Source organism: Ruegeria sp. G12 (assembly GCF_056533565.1).
The window spans coordinates 235,250-252,756 of sequence record NZ_JBQFOO010000001.1 but is presented as its reverse complement, the minus strand read 5'-3'; the positions used below and the strand labels follow the sequence as shown (position 1 = coordinate 252,756).

At 60.7% G+C, this 17,507-nt stretch carries 18 protein-coding genes; 4 read left to right on the top strand and 14 right to left on the bottom strand.

What is annotated here, in order from left to right:
- Window positions 1–11 precede the first annotated feature (11 nt).
- The 9 genes from ACR0JN_RS01255 to ACR0JN_RS01215 form a co-directional block, all read right to left on the bottom strand.
- A complete protein-coding gene (locus ACR0JN_RS01255) occupies window positions 12–842 on the bottom strand; it encodes a carbohydrate ABC transporter permease (protein WP_480816596.1) in 831 nt (276 codons plus the stop codon).
- A 13-nt stretch (window positions 843–855) separates the two neighbouring features.
- Window positions 856–1,722: a carbohydrate ABC transporter permease gene (locus tag ACR0JN_RS01250; RefSeq protein ID WP_480816597.1), complete on the bottom strand. Its 867-nt coding sequence runs from the start codon at window positions 1,720–1,722 to the stop codon at window positions 856–858.
- Window positions 1,723–1,829: 107 nt separating this feature from the next.
- The gene (locus ACR0JN_RS01245) at window positions 1,830–3,134 is read right to left on the bottom strand and encodes an ABC transporter substrate-binding protein (RefSeq protein WP_480883619.1); all 1,305 of its coding nucleotides are present in this window, start codon (window positions 3,132–3,134) and stop codon (window positions 1,830–1,832) included.
- 92 nt (window positions 3,135–3,226) lie between these two features.
- Complete coding sequence (locus ACR0JN_RS01240) at window positions 3,227–4,252, bottom strand: LacI family DNA-binding transcriptional regulator (RefSeq protein ID WP_480883617.1); 1,026 nt, start codon at window positions 4,250–4,252, stop codon at window positions 3,227–3,229.
- Window positions 4,253–4,400: 148 nt separating this feature from the next.
- Window positions 4,401–4,922 carry a DUF2478 domain-containing protein gene (locus ACR0JN_RS01235; protein ID WP_480883615.1) on the bottom strand — a complete coding sequence of 174 codons (522 nt, stop codon included), beginning with the start codon at window positions 4,920–4,922 and terminating at the stop codon, window positions 4,401–4,403.
- Between the two features lie 68 nt (window positions 4,923–4,990).
- Window positions 4,991–5,656, bottom strand: coding sequence for an NnrU family protein (locus ACR0JN_RS01230; RefSeq protein ID WP_480883614.1), 666 nt, complete (start codon window positions 5,654–5,656; stop codon window positions 4,991–4,993).
- A gap of 95 nt (window positions 5,657–5,751) precedes the next feature.
- Window positions 5,752–7,812 carry an ABC transporter permease gene (locus ACR0JN_RS01225; RefSeq protein ID WP_480883612.1) on the bottom strand — a complete coding sequence of 687 codons (2,061 nt, stop codon included), beginning with the start codon at window positions 7,810–7,812 and terminating at the stop codon, window positions 5,752–5,754.
- Window positions 7,809–8,858 carry a quaternary amine ABC transporter ATP-binding protein gene (locus tag ACR0JN_RS01220; protein WP_480883610.1) on the bottom strand — a complete coding sequence of 350 codons (1,050 nt, stop codon included), beginning with the start codon at window positions 8,856–8,858 and terminating at the stop codon, window positions 7,809–7,811. Before ACR0JN_RS01220 ends, ACR0JN_RS01225 begins: the two co-directional genes overlap by 4 nt.
- 10 nt (window positions 8,859–8,868) lie before the next feature.
- Window positions 8,869–9,819 carry an ABC transporter substrate-binding protein gene (locus ACR0JN_RS01215; RefSeq protein ID WP_480883608.1) on the bottom strand — a complete coding sequence of 317 codons (951 nt, stop codon included), beginning with the start codon at window positions 9,817–9,819 and terminating at the stop codon, window positions 8,869–8,871.
- 392 nt (window positions 9,820–10,211) lie between these two features.
- Between ACR0JN_RS01215 and ACR0JN_RS01210 the strand changes: the two genes are divergently transcribed.
- Together ACR0JN_RS01210 and ACR0JN_RS01205 are read left to right on the top strand one after the other, a co-directional pair.
- Window positions 10,212–10,874: a DNA-3-methyladenine glycosylase I gene (locus ACR0JN_RS01210; RefSeq protein ID WP_480883606.1), complete on the top strand. Its 663-nt coding sequence runs from the start codon at window positions 10,212–10,214 to the stop codon at window positions 10,872–10,874.
- A gap of 42 nt (window positions 10,875–10,916) precedes the next feature.
- Window positions 10,917–11,603, top strand: a complete 687-nt coding sequence (locus ACR0JN_RS01205; protein WP_480883604.1) for a hypothetical protein — start codon at window positions 10,917–10,919, stop codon at window positions 11,601–11,603.
- 4 nt (window positions 11,604–11,607) lie between these two features.
- Here ACR0JN_RS01205 and ACR0JN_RS01200 read toward each other — a convergent pair whose 3' ends face one another.
- Window positions 11,608–11,958 carry a c-type cytochrome gene (locus tag ACR0JN_RS01200; protein WP_480883602.1) on the bottom strand — a complete coding sequence of 117 codons (351 nt, stop codon included), beginning with the start codon at window positions 11,956–11,958 and terminating at the stop codon, window positions 11,608–11,610.
- A gap of 143 nt (window positions 11,959–12,101) precedes the next feature.
- Between ACR0JN_RS01200 and ACR0JN_RS01195 the strand changes: the two genes are divergently transcribed.
- Window positions 12,102–12,539: a DMT family transporter gene (locus ACR0JN_RS01195; protein WP_480816608.1), complete on the top strand. Its 438-nt coding sequence runs from the start codon at window positions 12,102–12,104 to the stop codon at window positions 12,537–12,539.
- Here the strand turns inward: ACR0JN_RS01195 and ACR0JN_RS01190 are convergent.
- Entirely contained in the window at window positions 12,523–13,209 is a 687-nt protein-coding gene (locus ACR0JN_RS01190) for an ABC transporter ATP-binding protein (RefSeq protein ID WP_480883600.1), read from the bottom strand. The genes ACR0JN_RS01195 and ACR0JN_RS01190 overlap by 17 nt on opposite strands.
- On the bottom strand, window positions 13,202–14,497 hold the full coding sequence (locus tag ACR0JN_RS01185; RefSeq protein WP_480883598.1) for a lipoprotein-releasing ABC transporter permease subunit: 1,296 nt from the start codon (window positions 14,495–14,497) through the stop codon (window positions 13,202–13,204). The genes ACR0JN_RS01190 and ACR0JN_RS01185 overlap by 8 nt, the downstream gene beginning before the upstream one ends.
- A gap of 377 nt (window positions 14,498–14,874) precedes the next feature.
- Between ACR0JN_RS01185 and ACR0JN_RS01180 the strand changes: the two genes are divergently transcribed.
- Window positions 14,875–15,234, top strand: a complete 360-nt coding sequence (locus tag ACR0JN_RS01180; RefSeq protein WP_480883596.1) for a hypothetical protein — start codon at window positions 14,875–14,877, stop codon at window positions 15,232–15,234.
- Here the strand turns inward: ACR0JN_RS01180 and ACR0JN_RS01175 are convergent.
- Both ACR0JN_RS01175 and proS read right to left on the bottom strand, forming a co-directional pair.
- The gene (locus tag ACR0JN_RS01175; RefSeq protein WP_480883594.1) at window positions 15,231–16,124 is read right to left on the bottom strand and encodes a glycosyltransferase family 2 protein; all 894 of its coding nucleotides are present in this window, start codon (window positions 16,122–16,124) and stop codon (window positions 15,231–15,233) included. The two genes, ACR0JN_RS01180 and ACR0JN_RS01175, sit on opposite strands and share 4 nt — an antisense overlap.
- The gene (gene proS, locus ACR0JN_RS01170) at window positions 16,108–17,448 is read right to left on the bottom strand and encodes a proline--tRNA ligase (RefSeq protein ID WP_480816613.1); all 1,341 of its coding nucleotides are present in this window, start codon (window positions 17,446–17,448) and stop codon (window positions 16,108–16,110) included. The genes ACR0JN_RS01175 and proS overlap by 17 nt, the downstream gene beginning before the upstream one ends.
- Window positions 17,449–17,507 lie beyond the last annotated feature (59 nt).

Genomic DNA, 17,507 nt, shown 5'->3' with positions numbered 1-17,507 from the left:
TATCGTGTTCCTTATTTCACAGCGCCGAAGGTCAGGCCGCGGACAAGTTGTTTCTGGCTGAACCAGCCGAGGATCAGGATTGGAGCAATCGCCATGGTCGAGGCCGCGCTGAGCTTGGCAAAGAACAAGCCCTCGGGGCTGGAATAGCTGGCGATGAAGGCGGTTAGCGGGGCCGCGTCGACGGCAGTCAGGTTGAGGGTCCAGAACGCCTCGTTCCACGCCAGGATGAAGTTCAGCAGCACAGTCGAGGCGATGCCGGGGATGGCCATGGGCGTCAGGACGTAGAGGATTTCCTCTTTCAACGTCGCCCCGTCCATCCGAGCGGCTTCAAGGATTTCTCCCGGAATTTCGCGGAAATAGGTGTAGAGCATCCAGACGATGATCGGCAGGTTGATAAGCATCAGTACCACGACCAGCCCCCCGCGCGTGTCAAGCAGACCCAGACGGATGAACAACAGATAGATCGGATACAGCACGCCGACCGCAGGCAACATCTTGGTGGACAGCATCCACAGCAGAATGTCCTTGGTGCGTTTCGAGGGCACAAAGGCCATCGCCCATGCGGCGGGCACCGCGATAATCACCCCCAGAATGGTCGAGCCGCCTGCGATGATGACCGAGTTCCACAGGAACCGCATATAGTCCGAACGTTCCTGCACGATGGCATAGTTCTCAAGCGTCCAGTCGAAATTCAGGAACAGGGGCGGGCTCGCGATCGCCTGCGCCTCGGTCTTGAAGCTGGTCAGGATGGTCCAGAGGATCGGAAAGAAGATCAGCAGACCGATACCCCAGGCAATGGCGGTGTTGATTGTTTTACGTTGTGTTGTGACGGCGCGGGCCATGATCGTTACCTCCTCACGCGTCCAGGTTTTTGCCGACGATGCGCATCAGGAAGATCGCAACGATATTGGCAAGGATGATGGCATAGACACCTCCGGCTGATCCCAGGCCGACATTCTGGCTTTCCAGTACGCGCTGGAAGATCAGGTAGGTGAGTGTACGGGTGCCGAACGCACCGCCGGTGGTCACGAAAATCTCGGCGAAGATCGACAGAAGGAAGATCGTCTGGATCAGGATCACGATGGTGATCGCGCGGCTCAGATGCGGCAGGACGATATGGTAGAAGCGTTTCAGCACCGGCGCGCCGTCCATCTCAGCGGCTTCGAGTTGCTCGCTGTCCAGCGACTGAATAGCCGTCAACAGGATCAGCGTCGCAAAGGGCAGCCACTGCCACGATACGATCATGATGATCGAGGTCATGGATGCCTCAGAGAGCCACGAGATCGGCTCGGCCCCGAAGAAGCGCCACAGATGCGCCAAAAGGCCATTGACCGGGTCCATGAACATGTTCTTCCAGACCAGCGCGGACACGGTCGGCATCACGAAGAAGGGCGCAATGACAAGGATACGAACAACGCCCTGCCCCCACATCGGCTGATCCAGCAGCATGGCCAGCAGGACGCCCAGAACCACAGTGATCACCAGCACGCCGCCAACGATCATCAGCGTCGCCTGCACCGCAGGCCAGAACGAACTGGATGAGACAAATCGGACGTAGTTGTCGAACCCGACCCAGCCCAGATCACCCCCGCGCAGCGGCAGATACTTCTTGAAGGAAAAATACAGCGTCATCGTCAGCGGCACGAGCATCCAGCCCAGAAGCAGTACAACTGCAGGTGCCATCATCAGGCGCGCAACGGATCGGGAATGTTGAGTAGCCATGAGACAAGACCTCTCTGTTCAGGCACATACAAGCCTGCGAGAAAAATGCGCGTTGTGGAAGTGGGGAGCGGGGGACAGAAACCTGTCCACCCGCGTGGGAGGATGCCTCAGTACCCTGCGGCTTCCATCTCTTCAGCGGTGAAGGCCTGCGCTTTTTCCAACGCCTCTTCCACCGTTTGCTGTCCGGCGTAGACCGCCGAGAACTCTTGGCTCACTTGCGTGGCGATACCTGCAAATTCCGGGATCGCGACGAACTGGATGCCAACATAGGGCGTCGGTTGTGCGCAGCAGTTATCCGGATCGGCTGCAAGGATCGAATCCAGCGTTTTCTGGGCGAACGGCACCTTCTGGTATTCGGGGTTCTCATACAGCGATGTCCGCGCACCCGGAGGCACATTGGCCCAACCTTCGTTTTCAGCCACCAGTTCGATGTAATCCTTGGACGTTGCCCATTCGATGAACTGCTTGGCGGCGTCCTCTTGCTGCGTGCCTGCCGGGATGGCCAGCGCCCATGCCCAAAGCCAATTGGCGCGCTTGTCAACACCTTCTGAATTTGGTGCAAGCGCAAAGCCAACCTGATCGGCCACGGTCGAGTCATCAGGGTTTGTCACAAAAGACGCTGCAACAGTGGCGTCGATCCACATGCCGCACTTGCCCTGCTGGAAGAGCGACAGGTTTTCGTTGAAACCGTTTGTGGCATATCCCGCCGGGCCAGACTCATTCATCATGTCCACGAAAAAGGTCAGAGCCTCTTTCCACTGGGGTTGATCGAACTGTGGCTTCCAGTCCTCGTCGAACCAGCGCGCACCAAACGAGTTTCCGGTCACGGTGATGAAGGCGCCGCCCTCACCCCAACCAGCCTTGCCGCGTAGACAGATGCCGTTGATGTCGTTGTCGCGATCGGTCATTGCCGCCGCCGCTTCACGGATGAACTGCCATGTCGGAGCATCTGGCATTTCAAGGCCGGCCTTTTCCATCAGGTCGGTGCGATACATCACCATCGAGCTTTCGCCGTAGAATGGGGCGGCATAAAGCGTGCCGTCATTGCTGAGGCCGTTGCGCATAGCAGGCAGGATGTCGTCCACGTCATATTCGGCGGACATGCCTTCCAGCGGCACCAGCCAGCCATTCGCGCCCCAGATCGGCGTTTCGTACATGCCGATGGTCATGATGTCGAACTGACCACCCTTGGTGGTGATGTCGGTGGTCACGCGCTGACGCAGCACGTTTTCTTCCAGCGTCACCCATTCGACGTCGATACCGGTCGCCTCGGTGAATTTGTCGGTATAGCCCTGCATCCGGATCATATCGCCGTTGTTCACGGTGGCGATTGTGATGGATTGCGCGTGGGCCGCTGCCGTTGCGACGAAAGTCAACGCTGTCGCCGCACGAAGTGCGTTCTTCAGATACATCCCTGTCCTCCCTGAGCTTGGATGCTGTACAGGAAGGGTAGACTGGAACTTGTCGCGGCGTCAATAAAAACTTTACGCGCGTTAAATTTTGACTAAGCCGACTCCCGCAAAACCAGCCGAGCCGGAAACAGAGTCTCCGCCCTCTCGTCGAATTTCCCCCCGCTTTCAATGAGTTCGAACAGAGTCTCGACACTGCGTCCGGCCACATTGTCGTAGTCATGCGCGGCGGTGGTCAGCGACGGGCAGGTGAATTTCGCGAACGGATGATCGTCATTCGAGGCGACACGTAACGAGCAATCCTTCTTTCTGCCGACCCGAATCCCCTGCTCGTAACAGGCGGCAAGGAACCCGATCGCCAGGCGATCATTGCTGCACAGAACGGAATCCGTTCTCAGTTCGCCCGCTTCTAGAACTTTTGCCGCGCCCCGGCGTCCGATCTCTTCAAAGGCCCAGCCCTCACCGTCGATCTTGATCACGTGCGGCTCAAACCCGAGGCGCTGCATCACGTCTTCATAGGCCTTGCGCCGCTTGTTGGCGTTGGGATTCGCCGGGGTGCGCATTTCAAAAAACGACGGCGGTTCACCGGTGCGGGTCATGTATTCCACAGTCTGCGAGACAAAGCTGAAATTGTCCGACCCGACAAACGCCGCCCCCAGCCCATCGAGGTTGCTGTCGAACAGAACGGTTGGCACATTGTCACAAAACTTCTCGATTTGCGCCCGGTCCGAGGCCCGGCCCAAAGGCGCAAGCAGCACGCCAGCAGGCTTCAGCGACCGGAGGCTGTCAAGGATTTCATTCTCAAGCTTCTGCTCGCCATGCGAACTGAACAGCGACGGACGGTACCCCGCAGCGATACAGCTTTGCTCCAGATATCGGGCGATCTCGGCAAAGAAGGGATCGGCCAGATAGGGCACCACGATGCCGATATTCTTGGTCAGTTTTCTGTTCTGATTGATGGCATAGATGTTCGGGCGATAGTCAAAGCGTTCCAACGCTTCCTCGATCCGCGCCCGTGTCGTCGCCCGCACGCTGTCGGGGTCGTGGAAGTATTTCGACACGGTCGGGCGGGATATTCCGCTGACCGCCGCAAATTCTTCCATGTTCTTTATCTTGGTCATCGTCCTCAGTACCGCGGCGATCTTGCCTTAATTTTACATAATCTTTGCGCGCGGCAAAAATCAATAGACGGCAGGATGCCACCCATCAACTTTGAGAGATGGATTTAGACAGGGTGCAACGCGCCCGAACAGATTGCCCGTCAGCGTCTCAGGCCGCCTGCGTGCGTTCCACGGCAATACGGTTGAACCATTCCGTGATGGTCTTCCGATCCGAAGCAAGCAACTCGGCTTCACCGCAAGTGAACTCTTGAAACTTATCGAGGTTCAGCCCGTTCACACCGACCAGAACAGGAATGTCCCGTGCCAGTGCATCAGCGATGACAGGGCGGAAACCGCGCCCGTCGGCCTCATGCTTGCCGAACTTATTGATGATGAGCAGTTGCGGCCCATCGTCCAGCGAAGCGGTGACATACCCAACCGCCTGTTCCAGCGCCGCAGGGTCCAGACGGCAGCCGCGCGATTGGGTGCCCAGAGATTGGGAAATACGGATCGTCTCACCCTCGGGCAACACCCGGACATCCATGTCGCATTTGGTGCTGTCAACGCATTCAGTGTTAGTTTGCACCACTCCGGCAAGTTTGGCACCGGAATTCTGCAAGTCTTCGGCAACCGCGCTGAGCAAAAGGTCAGTCGCGCCGCGATCGGTTGTTGTGACATAGGCCAGGTACATTCAGAGACCCCATAGTAAAGTGTGACATTCCAGATAGCACGCCAGGACCCGCCCGACCACTCCCCTGCTTATGGCAAGGGGGAAAGACCGATCACAGGTGCGTGCAGGTGAAGCAGAACCGCATAGGCGGCGATGGCGGTCAGCCACACCCAGAGGTGCGGCCACGGGCGGGGCGCGCGCAAGGACAGGCGCGCGGTGTTGCGGGACAGGCGATGCCATTCTGACCCCATCTGCCGCGCCGTGCGGCGGTCGATCAGGGCCATGCCCATCGCGGCGAAACCGGCAAACAGGCCAAACAGGATGACATGCGACAGGCTGCCATTGGCCAGCAGATGCGCAATGGCCCAGAGCATCAGCGCCGCAAGGATCGGATGGCGGGTGGTGCGCAGGATGCCGGGGTTTTCGGGGTCGAAGGGGCGGTGCCCTAACCCTCCGAAGGAAAACGGGTTCTGGATCGACAGGCCTGCGATGGCCAGCCAGCAGACGACGGGCATGATCAGCAACGGGGCCCAGCGAAAGAGGGTCAGCGGCGGGATGACCTCGACATGGGGCGCGTTGGCGGCGGCGATGATCAGCCAGCCCAGTACGGCCAGCGAGACCAGCGAATAGGCGGTGAAATAGCCGGTACGGCCCAACGTGCCAATCAGCCAGCCGCGCACCGCCGGGCGGGCCGGGATCATGTGGCTCAGCAGGAACGTGGCAAGTGCTGCGAGGAATAGGCCCCAGCCGGTCATGGTTGTCTCCGAACGTGTTGCGCCCGGTTTTAGGGGATGCCCGAGCGCTGGTCTTTGTTCGAAATCAAGTGGGAACAGGGGGGATGCCCCCTGTCCTAGAGGCCCAGCGCCTTGCGGCGTTCTTCGGCAAAGCCCTGCACCATGCGGTCGGCGATCAGCGCGAGGATCGCCATGGCCGCCCCGGCCGAGATACCAAGCCCCACATCCGCCTGCCCCAGCGCCAGATAGATCGACTGGCCCAGACCGGTAGTGCCGATCAGCGCCGCGATCACCAGCATCGCAAAGGCATAGAGGATGGTCTGGTTCAGCCCCAGCAGGATGGTCGGCGCGGCATAGGGCGCGCGCACGTCGCGCATGATCTGCCACTCAGTCGCGCCGCTGGAGATGGCGGCCTCCATCATCTCGTCCGGTGTATTGACCAGCCCGTGCCGCGTGTAGCGGATCATCGGGACGATGGCATAGGCGCAGATGGCAAGGAAGGCCGAGAACTCTCCGATCTGGAACACCATCAGCACCGGGATCAGGAAGACGAACAGAGGGATGGTCTGCAGCATGTCGCAGATCGGGCGCACGATGGTCCAGACCGGTTTCCAGACCGCGCTGGCCAGACCGATCAGCCCGCCGACCACAGCGCAGGAAAACACCGCCGCGCCGCTGAGGTAGAGCGACAGCAGGGCACGCTCCCACAGACCTGAGACAAGGATGGTGCAGAGCAGACCCACCGACAGTGCGGCCAGACGCCAGCCGCCCGCGACCCAGCCCAGCGCGGCAGCACCGGTCAGGACGAAGGGCCATGGCAGGTTTGCGATGCCGGTTTCCAGCATGCCGATCAGGATCAGAACGATCAGGCCTCCGGTCAGATGCCCGCGCCATGCCATCAGCAGCGCGATGGTGGCAGCACCGGCAAAGAGCGCGTAGCTCATCGTGGGCGTCCAAGCAAAGCCCCAAGTGAAGGGCAGTACCGCCTGATCCAGCCCGATCCGAAGCGGCAGCAGCACGTAGAACAGCGAGTTGTTCTTGAGCGCATCCAGCCACGGCCCGTTGGCCTGCGTGAACGCGGTCAGGCCGCTGTCGATGGCCGCGGCCATCGGGTCCAACACGGTCAGTTCGGACGGGTTCGGCAACCACGCCCAGAAGGCGGCGGTGAACAACACGGCAAAGCCCAGCATCGCCCAGACCACGCGGCTGTCATAGCGCTTGCGCTCGGTCGCCAGAGTGCCGCTCATCCGGTCGATCACCACGGCAAAGACCACGATGACCAGACCGGCCATGAGGGATTCGCCGAACTGCGCCTTGCGCATGGTCAGCAGGACCTCCCACCCGATATCGTTGAAGCCTCCGATGACGGCTGCGATGATTACCATGGACAGGGCGGCCATCAGGCATTGGTTCACACCGACCATGATCTGCGTCGTGGCGGCGGGGATTTCGACTTGGAACAGTTGCTGGAATCGGGTGCCGCCGGACATGATGGCGGCCTCTTTGATCTCGGGCTCAACCCGTTCCAGCCCCAGCATCACATTGCGCGCCATGGGCGGCGCGGCGTAGATAGCCGAGGCGATCAGACCGACCACCGGGCCGAAGCCAAAGAGCAGCAGCAGCGGCGTCAGATAGGCAAAGGTCGGCACGGTTTGCATGATGTCCAGCACGGCCTGCACGAACGCTTTCACCCGTGGCACTTCGTTGGCGAGAATGCCAATCGCGCCGCCCATGATCAGAGCAACGGGCACAGACACAGCGACAAGGGCCAGCGTGTTCATGCTCTGGGCCCAATAGCCCGAGGCCAATACGAAGCTGAGGCCGATAAAGCCCAGCGCCGCCATCGGCAAGCCGCCCAGATACCAACCCAGCGCGGTGACGATGCCGATCAGGATCGGCCAAGGCGTGTTGCCCAGCACATAGTTGGCGGCATTCATCGGATAGGTCATCAGGTCCGAGAACAACCGCATGGCCGGTTTGATACCGTTCAGGAACCAGTCCAGAAACACCCCGACCCATTGGGTTGCGGGCAGCTCCCATGCGGCGGGCCATTTGACCAGCCACGGGGCTACGCCCTCCAGCGCAAGACATACCGCGCCAACGATCACGGTGAACAGCGCCGCCTGCGCCCCTGCGGTCAGGCGCGCCTGCTGCGCGGGGATGTCCAGCGCCGTCATGCGTCGTCCACCTGCAATGCAGCCGCCAGATCAGAGGGGTGCACGGTGCCGACGATGTTGCCCTCAGCGTCACGCACTGGCACGGGTTCGTACAATTCCATGCAATGCGCCAACGCCGCGTCCAGCGTCATTGAGGTCGTCAGACCGGGATCATCCGGTCCGCATTCAGCCTCATCCCGCATGACCGAGGCGACCTTGGCGTGTTGGCCCTTGGCCACGTCCTTCGAGAATTCACGCACATAATCATCCACCGGGCGCAGCACGATATCCGTGGGCGTGCCGATCTGGACGATCTTTCCGTCACGCATGATGGCGATGCGGTCGGCCAGCTTGAGGGCCTCTTGAATGTCATGAGTGATGAAGACGATGGATTTCTTCAACGTCGCCTGAATGCGCAGGAATTCATCCTGTAACTGGCGGCGGATCAGGGGGTCGAGGGCGCTGAACGGCTCGTCCAGAAACCAGATATCGGGATTCACGGCCAAAGACCGCGCGATGCCGACGCGTTGCCGCTGACCGCCCGAAAGCTGCCGGGGAAAGCTGTCTTCGCGTCCCTCAAGACCGACCAGCGAGATCACTTCCTGCGCCCGCGCCAGATGTTCCTTTTTGCCGATACCCTGCACGCGCAGCGGATAGGCCACGTTCTCGGCCACGGTCATATGCGGGAACAGGCCGAAATGCTGGAACACCATGCCCAGCTTTTTGCGCCGCAGATCGGTTAGCACCTTCTTGGACGCGCCCATGACATTCTCGCCATCCACTCGGATTTCTCCGCCCGTACCGGGCAGCAGTTGCGAGATGCAGCGGATCAGGGTCGATTTGCCTGAGCCGGAAAGGCCCATGATGACGAACAGCTCGCCTTCCTGCACCTCGAAATTGGCATCCTGAACGGCGGGAATGAACCCACCTTCTCGCAAGTCGGCGGCGGCTTGGTCGGCGTCATTCCCTGACCGAGACAGCGCGTCGGTCAGGGCCTTGTCTGCGCCGGGGCCAAACACCTGCCAGAGGTTCCGGCAGGCGATGGCTGGCGTTTTTGCGTCAGTCACTGATGTCAGCTCACTGGGTTGCCGCGTCAACGACGGGGCGCCATTTGCCCTCGTTCTCGGCCATCCAAGCAGCGACGACCTCTTCGACCGAGCCGCCGTCGACGTCGATTGCGCCCATCATCGGCTGCTGGTCTTCGACCGCCAGTTGGTAGTTCGACAGGATTTCATAGGCGGCAGGCCATTTGTTGGCCATACCGCTCCAACCGGCCTTGAAGATGCGCGAGGGCGAGAAGTCGCAATCGTTGACCGCGTTGGGGTTCGGGCCCCATGCCGGATCGTTGAAACAGGCCTCTTCACCCGCAGGCAGGTCGACGAACTGCACGTCATAGGCCGACATCGCCCAATGCGGCTGCCAGAAGGTGATCAACAGCGGCGACTTGCGCTCGGTCGAGGCGCGGAGTTCGGCGATCAAAGCGCCCTCGGAGCCCGCAGGCACCGCTTTGAACGGCAATTCCAAACCGGTCATGCGATCCGCGCCGGGGGTGCCCCAATCGGCCGGGTAGTCGACCAGACGGCCTCCGGGCAGGGTTTCTGCTGTGGCGAAGACCTGCGCGCAGTCTTTCAGCGCCTCCCATGCGGGCAGGCCCGGGCACAGGTCGGCGACATGCGCCGGGTAGGCGATGCCTTCCTTGGCGTCGAGGCCCAGATCGCCGATCTCGACCACGGTGCCTTCGTCGATCTTCTTGGCATATTCGTCGGACACGTTGGACGACCAGATTTCCAGCGTTGCGTCGATGTCGCCATCGGCCAGCGCCTGGAATTGGTTCATCATCCCGGCGGTGACGTATTCGACGTTGTATCCTGCGGCCTTCAGCATCTCTCCCGCCACATGGGTGGTGACGTGCTGACCGGTCCATTCGTTGATCGCCAGTTTGATCGGCTCGTCCACCGCGCCCATGTCGGCGGCATGGGCCGACCCGGCGACGGCGATGGCCAGAAGGCTTACGCTTAACTTTTTCATGGCTTTTCTCCCTGTCTTCTTCTTTCTTTTGCACATCCCGGCAAGCACAGCCCATCGGCAGATCTGCCTTGCGACATTACCATGTCGCAACATGCACAATTTTTGCCGGAAAAGGAAAGCGATCAGTTTTCTTACGCCCGCAAAATCCCGCCGGACCCAATTACTGACGCCCCGCGCGATACTGTCCCCCCGGCCCGTCGCAATCCCCAACCGTTCGGCAAGAAATATTGACTGACGAGTCAATCAAACCTGTTTACGCCCATTTGTCGAGGTTTTCTTTGACAAATTCTGACATTCGCCCAGCGCACCGGTGGCTTTCACCTGCACGCAGCCAAAATAATGCTTGCTAATGGGGAACAAAAGGAAAACATTTATGACGGAGGGTGACGATCATGCATTCATTTGACGAGATTTTCGAAATGGCCGCAAACCGCCACGGCGGACCGGAGGCGTTGGCCGAAAAGCTGAGCAAACCCAAAAGCGCAGCGGAACTTGCGGCGATGCCCGAGGATCGCTGGCTGTCGATACTCACCAAATGCATCTTTCAGGCGGGTTTCAACTGGAAGGTCATCGAAAACAAATGGGACGGGTTCGAAACCGCCTTTGACGGCTTCGACGTCGGGCGTTGCGCCTTCATGGATGACGAAAAGTTCGACTCGCTCCTGCAGGACACCCGCATCGTGCGCAATGGAACCAAGATCGCCACCGTCCGCGACAATGCAGCCTTCCTACTGGAACTGCGCGATGAAGGCGGGGTCGGTCAGGTGCTGGGCGGCTGGCCCTCAACCGATTACATCGGCCTGCTGGACATGCTCGCCAAGCGTGGATCGCGGCTGGGCGGGGCCTCGGCCCAATATGCGATGCGGTTTGCCGGGCGCGACAGTTTCATCCTGTCGCAGGATGTCACCGCCCGTCTGATTGCCGAGGGCGTGATCGATAAGCCTGCGACCTCGAAAAAAGCGATGGCCGCCGTGCAGGAGGCGTTCAATACATGGATGGATCAGTCCGGGCGGGGCCTCACGGAAATAAGCCGCGTCATCGCGATGAGTTTATGAAATCGGCTTGCGGATTGACTGCCTCGCACTAGGGTTGATCCCATGGTTTTGCGCGTGCTGTTTATGGCCCTGTTGCTTTTGTCGTCCTGCGGTCGCCCGCTGACAGAGCAGGAACGCGCGTTTGCCACCACCGTGCAGGGCGACACGCTGAACCTGGATCGCGTCCGGCTGGTCGATGGCGCGCCAGTGGCCGAGATCACCTATTTCCGCGAGGCGCGGCCAAGACTGGCTTGCCGCGAACGCATCCTGCCACCGATGGAAGAGGGTGAATTCACCGGCAAACCCGCAGCCGTCGCGCTGTTCAACAAGGTCTATTTCTCTGACGGGTGGTATGTAGAAGACTACATGTCCGATTTTCCGGACGAGATGAATCTGGTCGCCGCGATGCTGCTGGCCCATGAACTGACCCATGTCTGGCAGTGGCAGAACCGCAAGACCACCGGCTATCACCCGTTGCGCGCGGCATTTGAACATGGCGGGCGCAAGGACCCCTATCTGTTCGATCTGGATACCTCGCCCGATTTCCTGTCCTACGGGTTCGAGCAGCAGGGTGCGATTGTCGAGGAATATGTGTGCTGCCGCGCGCTGGACCCGCAGGCCAAGCGGACGCAAAGGCTGCACGAGATGCTGGGCGCGCATTTCGACCTGTCGCCGCTGCCCGAAAAGGGCCGCGAGCGCGATGTGGTCATTCCTTGGAGCGATGCCGAAATTCAGGGCATCTGCAGCTAAGGCTTCAATTCACCTGAATGGTTTTCAGATAGGCGACCAGATCGACGATGGGCTGGCTGGTCAGGATCGGCTGGCCCTCGGGTGTTTTGATCGCGGTGTCCTGCCCGTCGAAGTACGGCCCATAGACCGGCATCGGGCTGCCGTGACTGACCAGCGGATCGCGCCCGTCAATCCGGGCGACAACGCGGGCGGTGGGGAACACGCCATCTTCACCGGCCAGCTTGGTCAGATCGGTCGGCTGGATCACCAGAACGCCCGCCATCGGACCATGGCCTGTCGCCTCGATCCCGTGACAGGTTGCGCAATAGTGCTGATACAGCTCGGCCCCCGTGTCCGCCTCCTGTGCTGCTGCCATTGTCCCGCAACCGATTAGACCTGCCCAAAGTACCGCTCTGATCATCGCATCCTCCTGTCAAGATTGACATTTGCAGGCTTGCCCGACGACCGGCTTGGCGCAATGATCCAGATCAACGAAGGCAACGCGAGAGGGTTCGGGCCATGACACAATACGCAGCCATTATGCTGGCCGCCGGAATCGGCGTTCCGATCCTTGCCGCATTGAACGCCGCGTTGGGGAAGCTGATCGGCTCACCCACCGCAGCGGCTGTGGTTCTGTTTGCCATCGCCTTTGGCTCATCCGCGATCGTGATGCTGCTTTTTCCGGGAATCGAAGCGTTGTCCAAAGTGGCGCAGGCCCCCAAGCACCTGTTGCTGGCGGGTGTTCTGATCGCCTTCTACGTTCTGTCGATCACCCATGTCGCCCCGCATTTCGGGGTTGGAAACGCGGTGTTCTTTGTCCTGCTGGGCCAGTTGATCAGCACGGCGGCGATTGATCACTTCGGGTTGTTCGGTGCTCAGGTCACGCCGCTGACATGGATGCGCGCGGGCGGGATCACGGTGATGGCGGTTGGCGTGGCGATCACTCAATTGGCCTAAGCATGCCGCCTTCAAGCCGCACCATCCGGTCCATCCGCGCCGCCAGATCCATGTTGTGGGTGGCGATCAGAGCCGACAGGCCTTCGTCCCGGACCAGCGACATCAGCGCGTCGAACACCTGATCCGAGGTCTCGGGGTCCAGATTGCCAGTGGGTTCATCCGCCAGTAGAACCCGCGGCGCATTTGCCAACGCGCGGCAAAAAGCAACGCGCTGCTGTTCACCGCCGGACAAGGCCGCTGGCCGGTGTCCGGCGCGTGGCGCAACGCCAACGCGATCAAGCAAAGCCATCGCCCTTTCGTGCGCCGCCTTTTCGGACACACCGTTGGCCAGTTGCGGCAGCGTGATATTCTCCAACGCGGTGAATTCCGGCAGCAGGTGGTGGAACTGGTAGACAAAGCCCACATCCTGACGCCGCAGCGCCGTGCGGGTCCGGTCACCCTTGCCCGTCGCGCTTTGGCCCACGATCTCGACCGCGCCCTCATCCGGCGTGTCCAGCAGCCCGGCGATGTGCAGAAGGGTGGATTTGCCCGCACCAGAGGGGGCCACCAGCGCAACCGCCTCACCGGCGCGCAGGTCCAGATCGACGCCGCGCAGGACTTGAACTTCGCCGGGCGTGCCTTTGAGATAGGTCTTGGTCAGGCCGCTCAGCCGCAATGTCACTTCATTCATAGCGCAGCGCCTCGACCGGGTTCAGCCGCGCCGCGCGGCGGGCGGGGAAATAGGTGACAAGGAAGGACAGACCCAGCGACAGCCCGATCGCCTTGAGCACATCGCTCAGATGCAACTCGGCCGGCAAGGCATAGATGCCGCGAATTGACGGGTCCCAAACGCCGCCGCCCATCACGTAGTTCACGAAGGAAAAGATCGGATCGATATAGATCGCAAACAGGCACCCAAGGATGACCCCCATCGCCGTGCCGATAATGCCGGTGAACGCGCCACAGATGAAAAAGACCCGCAGGACCGAGCCTTCGCTAAGACCAATGGTGCGCAGAATGCCGATATCGCGGCCCTTGTTTTTCACCAGCATGATCAGGCCCGAGACGATGTTCATCGCCGCAATCAGAACGAGGATTGACAGGATGATGAACATCACATTGTCCTCGACCTCTAACGCACGCAGGAACCCGCCCGAGGCGTCCTGCCAGGTCCAAATCTGGCTGCGTTCGCCTGCGGCCTCGATGATCGGGATCAGGATCGGGGTCAGGTTCTCTGGCCGTTCGACCATCACCTCGATCTCATCGGCGACGCCTTCGCGGTTAAAAAACCCCTGTGCCTGAGAGAACGGCATATAGACGCGCGTCCGGTCGATGTCATAGCGGCCCGCCGAGAACACATAGACCACGCGATAGGCATTCACGCGCGGTGAGGTGCCAAAGGCGGTTTTGACCCCGTTGGGCGAGGTCAGCTTGACCGTATCCCCCACCGTCGCCCCGATACTGCGCGCCACGCCTGATCCGATGGCGATCACATCCTCGCCGGTCTGGAACTGCGACAGATCGCCGACCGCCTGCTCGCTCTGGGCCACGCCGGGCAGATCACGCAGATCGTCGGGGCGGATACCAAACACCTCGACCCCGCTGCTGCGGTCACGGTTGGTGATCAGCACCTGCCCCTTGACCAGCGGCGCGGTGCGCTGAACCCCCGGAACTTGCGCGATGCGCTCGGCCTGCTGTTCGTAGTCGGGCATGGTGCGGTCCACCCGCCCCTGCGCGTCGATCTCGCCCGAGGAATAGACCGTGACATGGGCGTTCGCCCCCAGAATGGTGCCTACGAATTCGGACCGGAACCCGGACCGGACCGCAAGCGTCGCGATCAGGGCAAAGACAGCCAGCGTGATCCCGATCAGCGAAATCCACGTCATCACGCTGACCCCGCCCTCGGCGCGGCGCGCGCGCAGGTAGCGCCATGCGATCTTCCATTCGAAAGGGGCAAAAGGCGGGGGGGTCTTGGCCATGCCTGCTCCGGCGGTTGTTGCGTGCGGGGACCCTTTCGGCATTTCACCGGATGGTCAAGCCGGTAGTGGGCCCGAGCGGCTTCGGGCGCGCTATGGACGCCGCAATCAGAGCAAAAAAAAGCTGCGAATCAGTTTTCAGTCGCTGACGGCAGTTCTGGTAAAAAGAGATTTAAGGGCGGCGATTATACCGCTGGTTGTGATGCCGTTCACAGACAGGGCCGTATTGTTTCAGCTATGAAGTCAATGTAGCCGTCGCGTGAGCGACTGAATTCAAACTGCAACATATTTATAAGCAATTTTATTTCGTCTTTTGCTTATTTAGCGAAACTTTGTCACCCTATTTGCGGGGGAACACATTTAACGAGCGGGGGTCGCTCATGTTAGTGCATACGAGTACAAAAGGTTCGGGCCCGATTTTGGCCCACAAGGCAGCATCTGAACTGGATTGTGAAAGCGCAGCCCTGCTGCGCGCAGCCATCCGCCCGATATTTGCCACCGCGGCAAGTTGGGCGAACTTGGCGGATGTCCTCAAGGACAAAGGATACCGCCTCGCCTTCCGCGAAGGACGGCTGTGCATCACCGATCGCGCCACCGGCGCGCGGGTCTGCGGGATACGCTTTCTGGGCTTCGAACTTCGGGATCTGGTCAGACGCATGGGACGCCCCATCGTCGTGGCGCGCGGCAACGGCGCGGATGGCGAGGTGCTGATCTCTCGGCCGACAAACGGCCACAGCTAAAACCTGCGCCAGAACTGAACCGACCGACGCAGGGATTTTGACAGGCTGTGACGAGCAGCCACCCGGATGGCGTCAAGCGTATCGGATCGGCGCAACAGTTCATTCATCAGTTTTGCGGGCATGTGGCCGCGCTGGTAGAACTTTAGGAAATCCTGCTCGGTCAGGCCGCGCGCAGTTTTGAACCCCGCGTAGTAATTCACCCAGACCCGCGCATAATCCTGACCGGTTGTGGTATCGTCGCTGGTCGCCCCCCTGTCCCAGAACAGGGAAACCGCGTCCTCCATCCGCTCGCCCCGATACCCAGCCCCGATCATCCGCAGCATCAGGTCGTAATCCGCCGCAATGCGGTACTGCGTGTCATGCCCGCCCAGAGCCATGAACACATCCCGCTTGATGAACACCGAGTTATGGCAGAACGGCATGCGTTGCAGGATCGCTTTCAGCGACATCCGGTGAAAGGGCTTTTCGGTACCGTCCTCGAACCGTTGCACGGTCGAGCCGTACAGGAAATCAGGCCCGGTCGCCTTCAGCCTGTCTGCCGCGATGTTCAGAATGCCATCCGACGCCAGAGAGTCGTCGGAGTTTAGAAATAGCAGGTATTCGCCCCGCGCGACCTGCGCGCCCTTGTTCATCGCGTCATACAGCCCGGCATCGGGTTCGGTGATGACCCGGGTGCGCGGCGCGGCGGCGGTCAGGTCCTGAATGAACCCGACGGTTCCATCCGACGAGGCACCATCCTGAATCACATGTTCCGCCTGCGCACAATTCTGCCGCGCCATGCACTCGATGACGCGGCAAAAACTGTCCTGTCGCCCTTGCGACAGCAGGTTGTAGGTCGCGGTGACGACCGAGATCAGCGGCGCGTCGACTGGATCAGGCGATGTGCTCATAAATCTCGGCGATTCTGGTGACGGCGGCCTCGGGGCTCAGTTCCTCGCTTTCGCCGGTGCGGCGGCTGGTCAGTTCGACGACGCCGTTTTTCAACCCGCGCGGCCCGACAGTGATGCGCCAGGGCAGACCGATCAGGTCCATCGTCGCGAACTTGCCCCCTGCCCGTTCGTTACGGTCATCGTACAAAGGCTCAAGCCCCAGCGCGGTCAGCGCTTTGTAGAGGTTTTCGCAGGCCGCATCCGCCTCTTCATCGCCCTGTTTCAGGTTGACGATGCCGCAGTGGAACGGTGTCACGCCTTCGGGCCAGATGATGCCCTTGTCGTCATGGCTGGCCTCGATGATCGCGCCGATCAGGCGGCTGACACCGATGCCGTGGCTGCCCATATGGACCGGAACCGGCTTGCCGTCGGGGCCTTGCACGGTTGCGCCCATCGCCTCGGAGTAGTTGGTCCCGAAATAGAAAATCTGCCCAACCTCGATCCCGCGCGCCACGCGGCGGCGCTCTTCCGGAATCTGGTTGAACAGGGCTTCGTCATGCGTCTCATCGGTGCGGGCATATTTCGAGGTAAACTCATCCATGATCGCCTGACATTGCGCGCGGCTGTCATAGTCAATCACACGGTCGCCGAAGGTCAGATCGGTGACGGCGCTGTCATAGAAAACCTCGGATTCACCGGTGTCGGCCAGAACAAGGAATTCATGCGTGTAGTCGCCGCCGATGGGGCCTGAATCGGCGCGCATCGGGATTGCCTGCAGGCCCATGCGTTCGTAGGTGCGCAGGTAGCTGACCAGATGGCGGTTGTATGCGTGCAGCGCGTCTTCCTTGGTCAGGTCGAAATTGTAGCCGTCCTTCATGTAGAACTCGCGCCCCCGCATCACGCCGAAACGCGGACGGATTTCGTCGCGGAACTTCCACTGAATCTGATAGAGCGTCAGCGGCAGGTCCTTGTAGCTGTTGACGTGGCCGCGGAAGATGTCGGTCACCAGTTCTTCGGCGGTCGGCGTGAAAAGCATATCCCGGTCATGCCGGTCCTTCATCCGCAGCATTTCTTGACCGTACCCGTCATAGCGCCCGGATTCGCGCCACAGATCCGCCGATTGCAGGATCGGCATCTGGATCGCGATATGGCCTGCCCGCGCCTGTTCCTCGTGCACGATGTTTTCCAGCTTGCGCAGCACTTTGAAGCCCAGCGGCAGCCAGGAATAAATCCCTGCGGATGCCTGCTTGATCATCCCGGCACGCAGCATCAGCCGGTGGCTGACGATCTGAGCCTCGGACGGGTTTTCCTTGAGAACGGGCAGAAAGTAACGGCTGAGGCGCATTTCGTAACCTTTTAGGTGAAACTTCAACATTCAGGTGATTATGCCAAACCCCCGCCGGG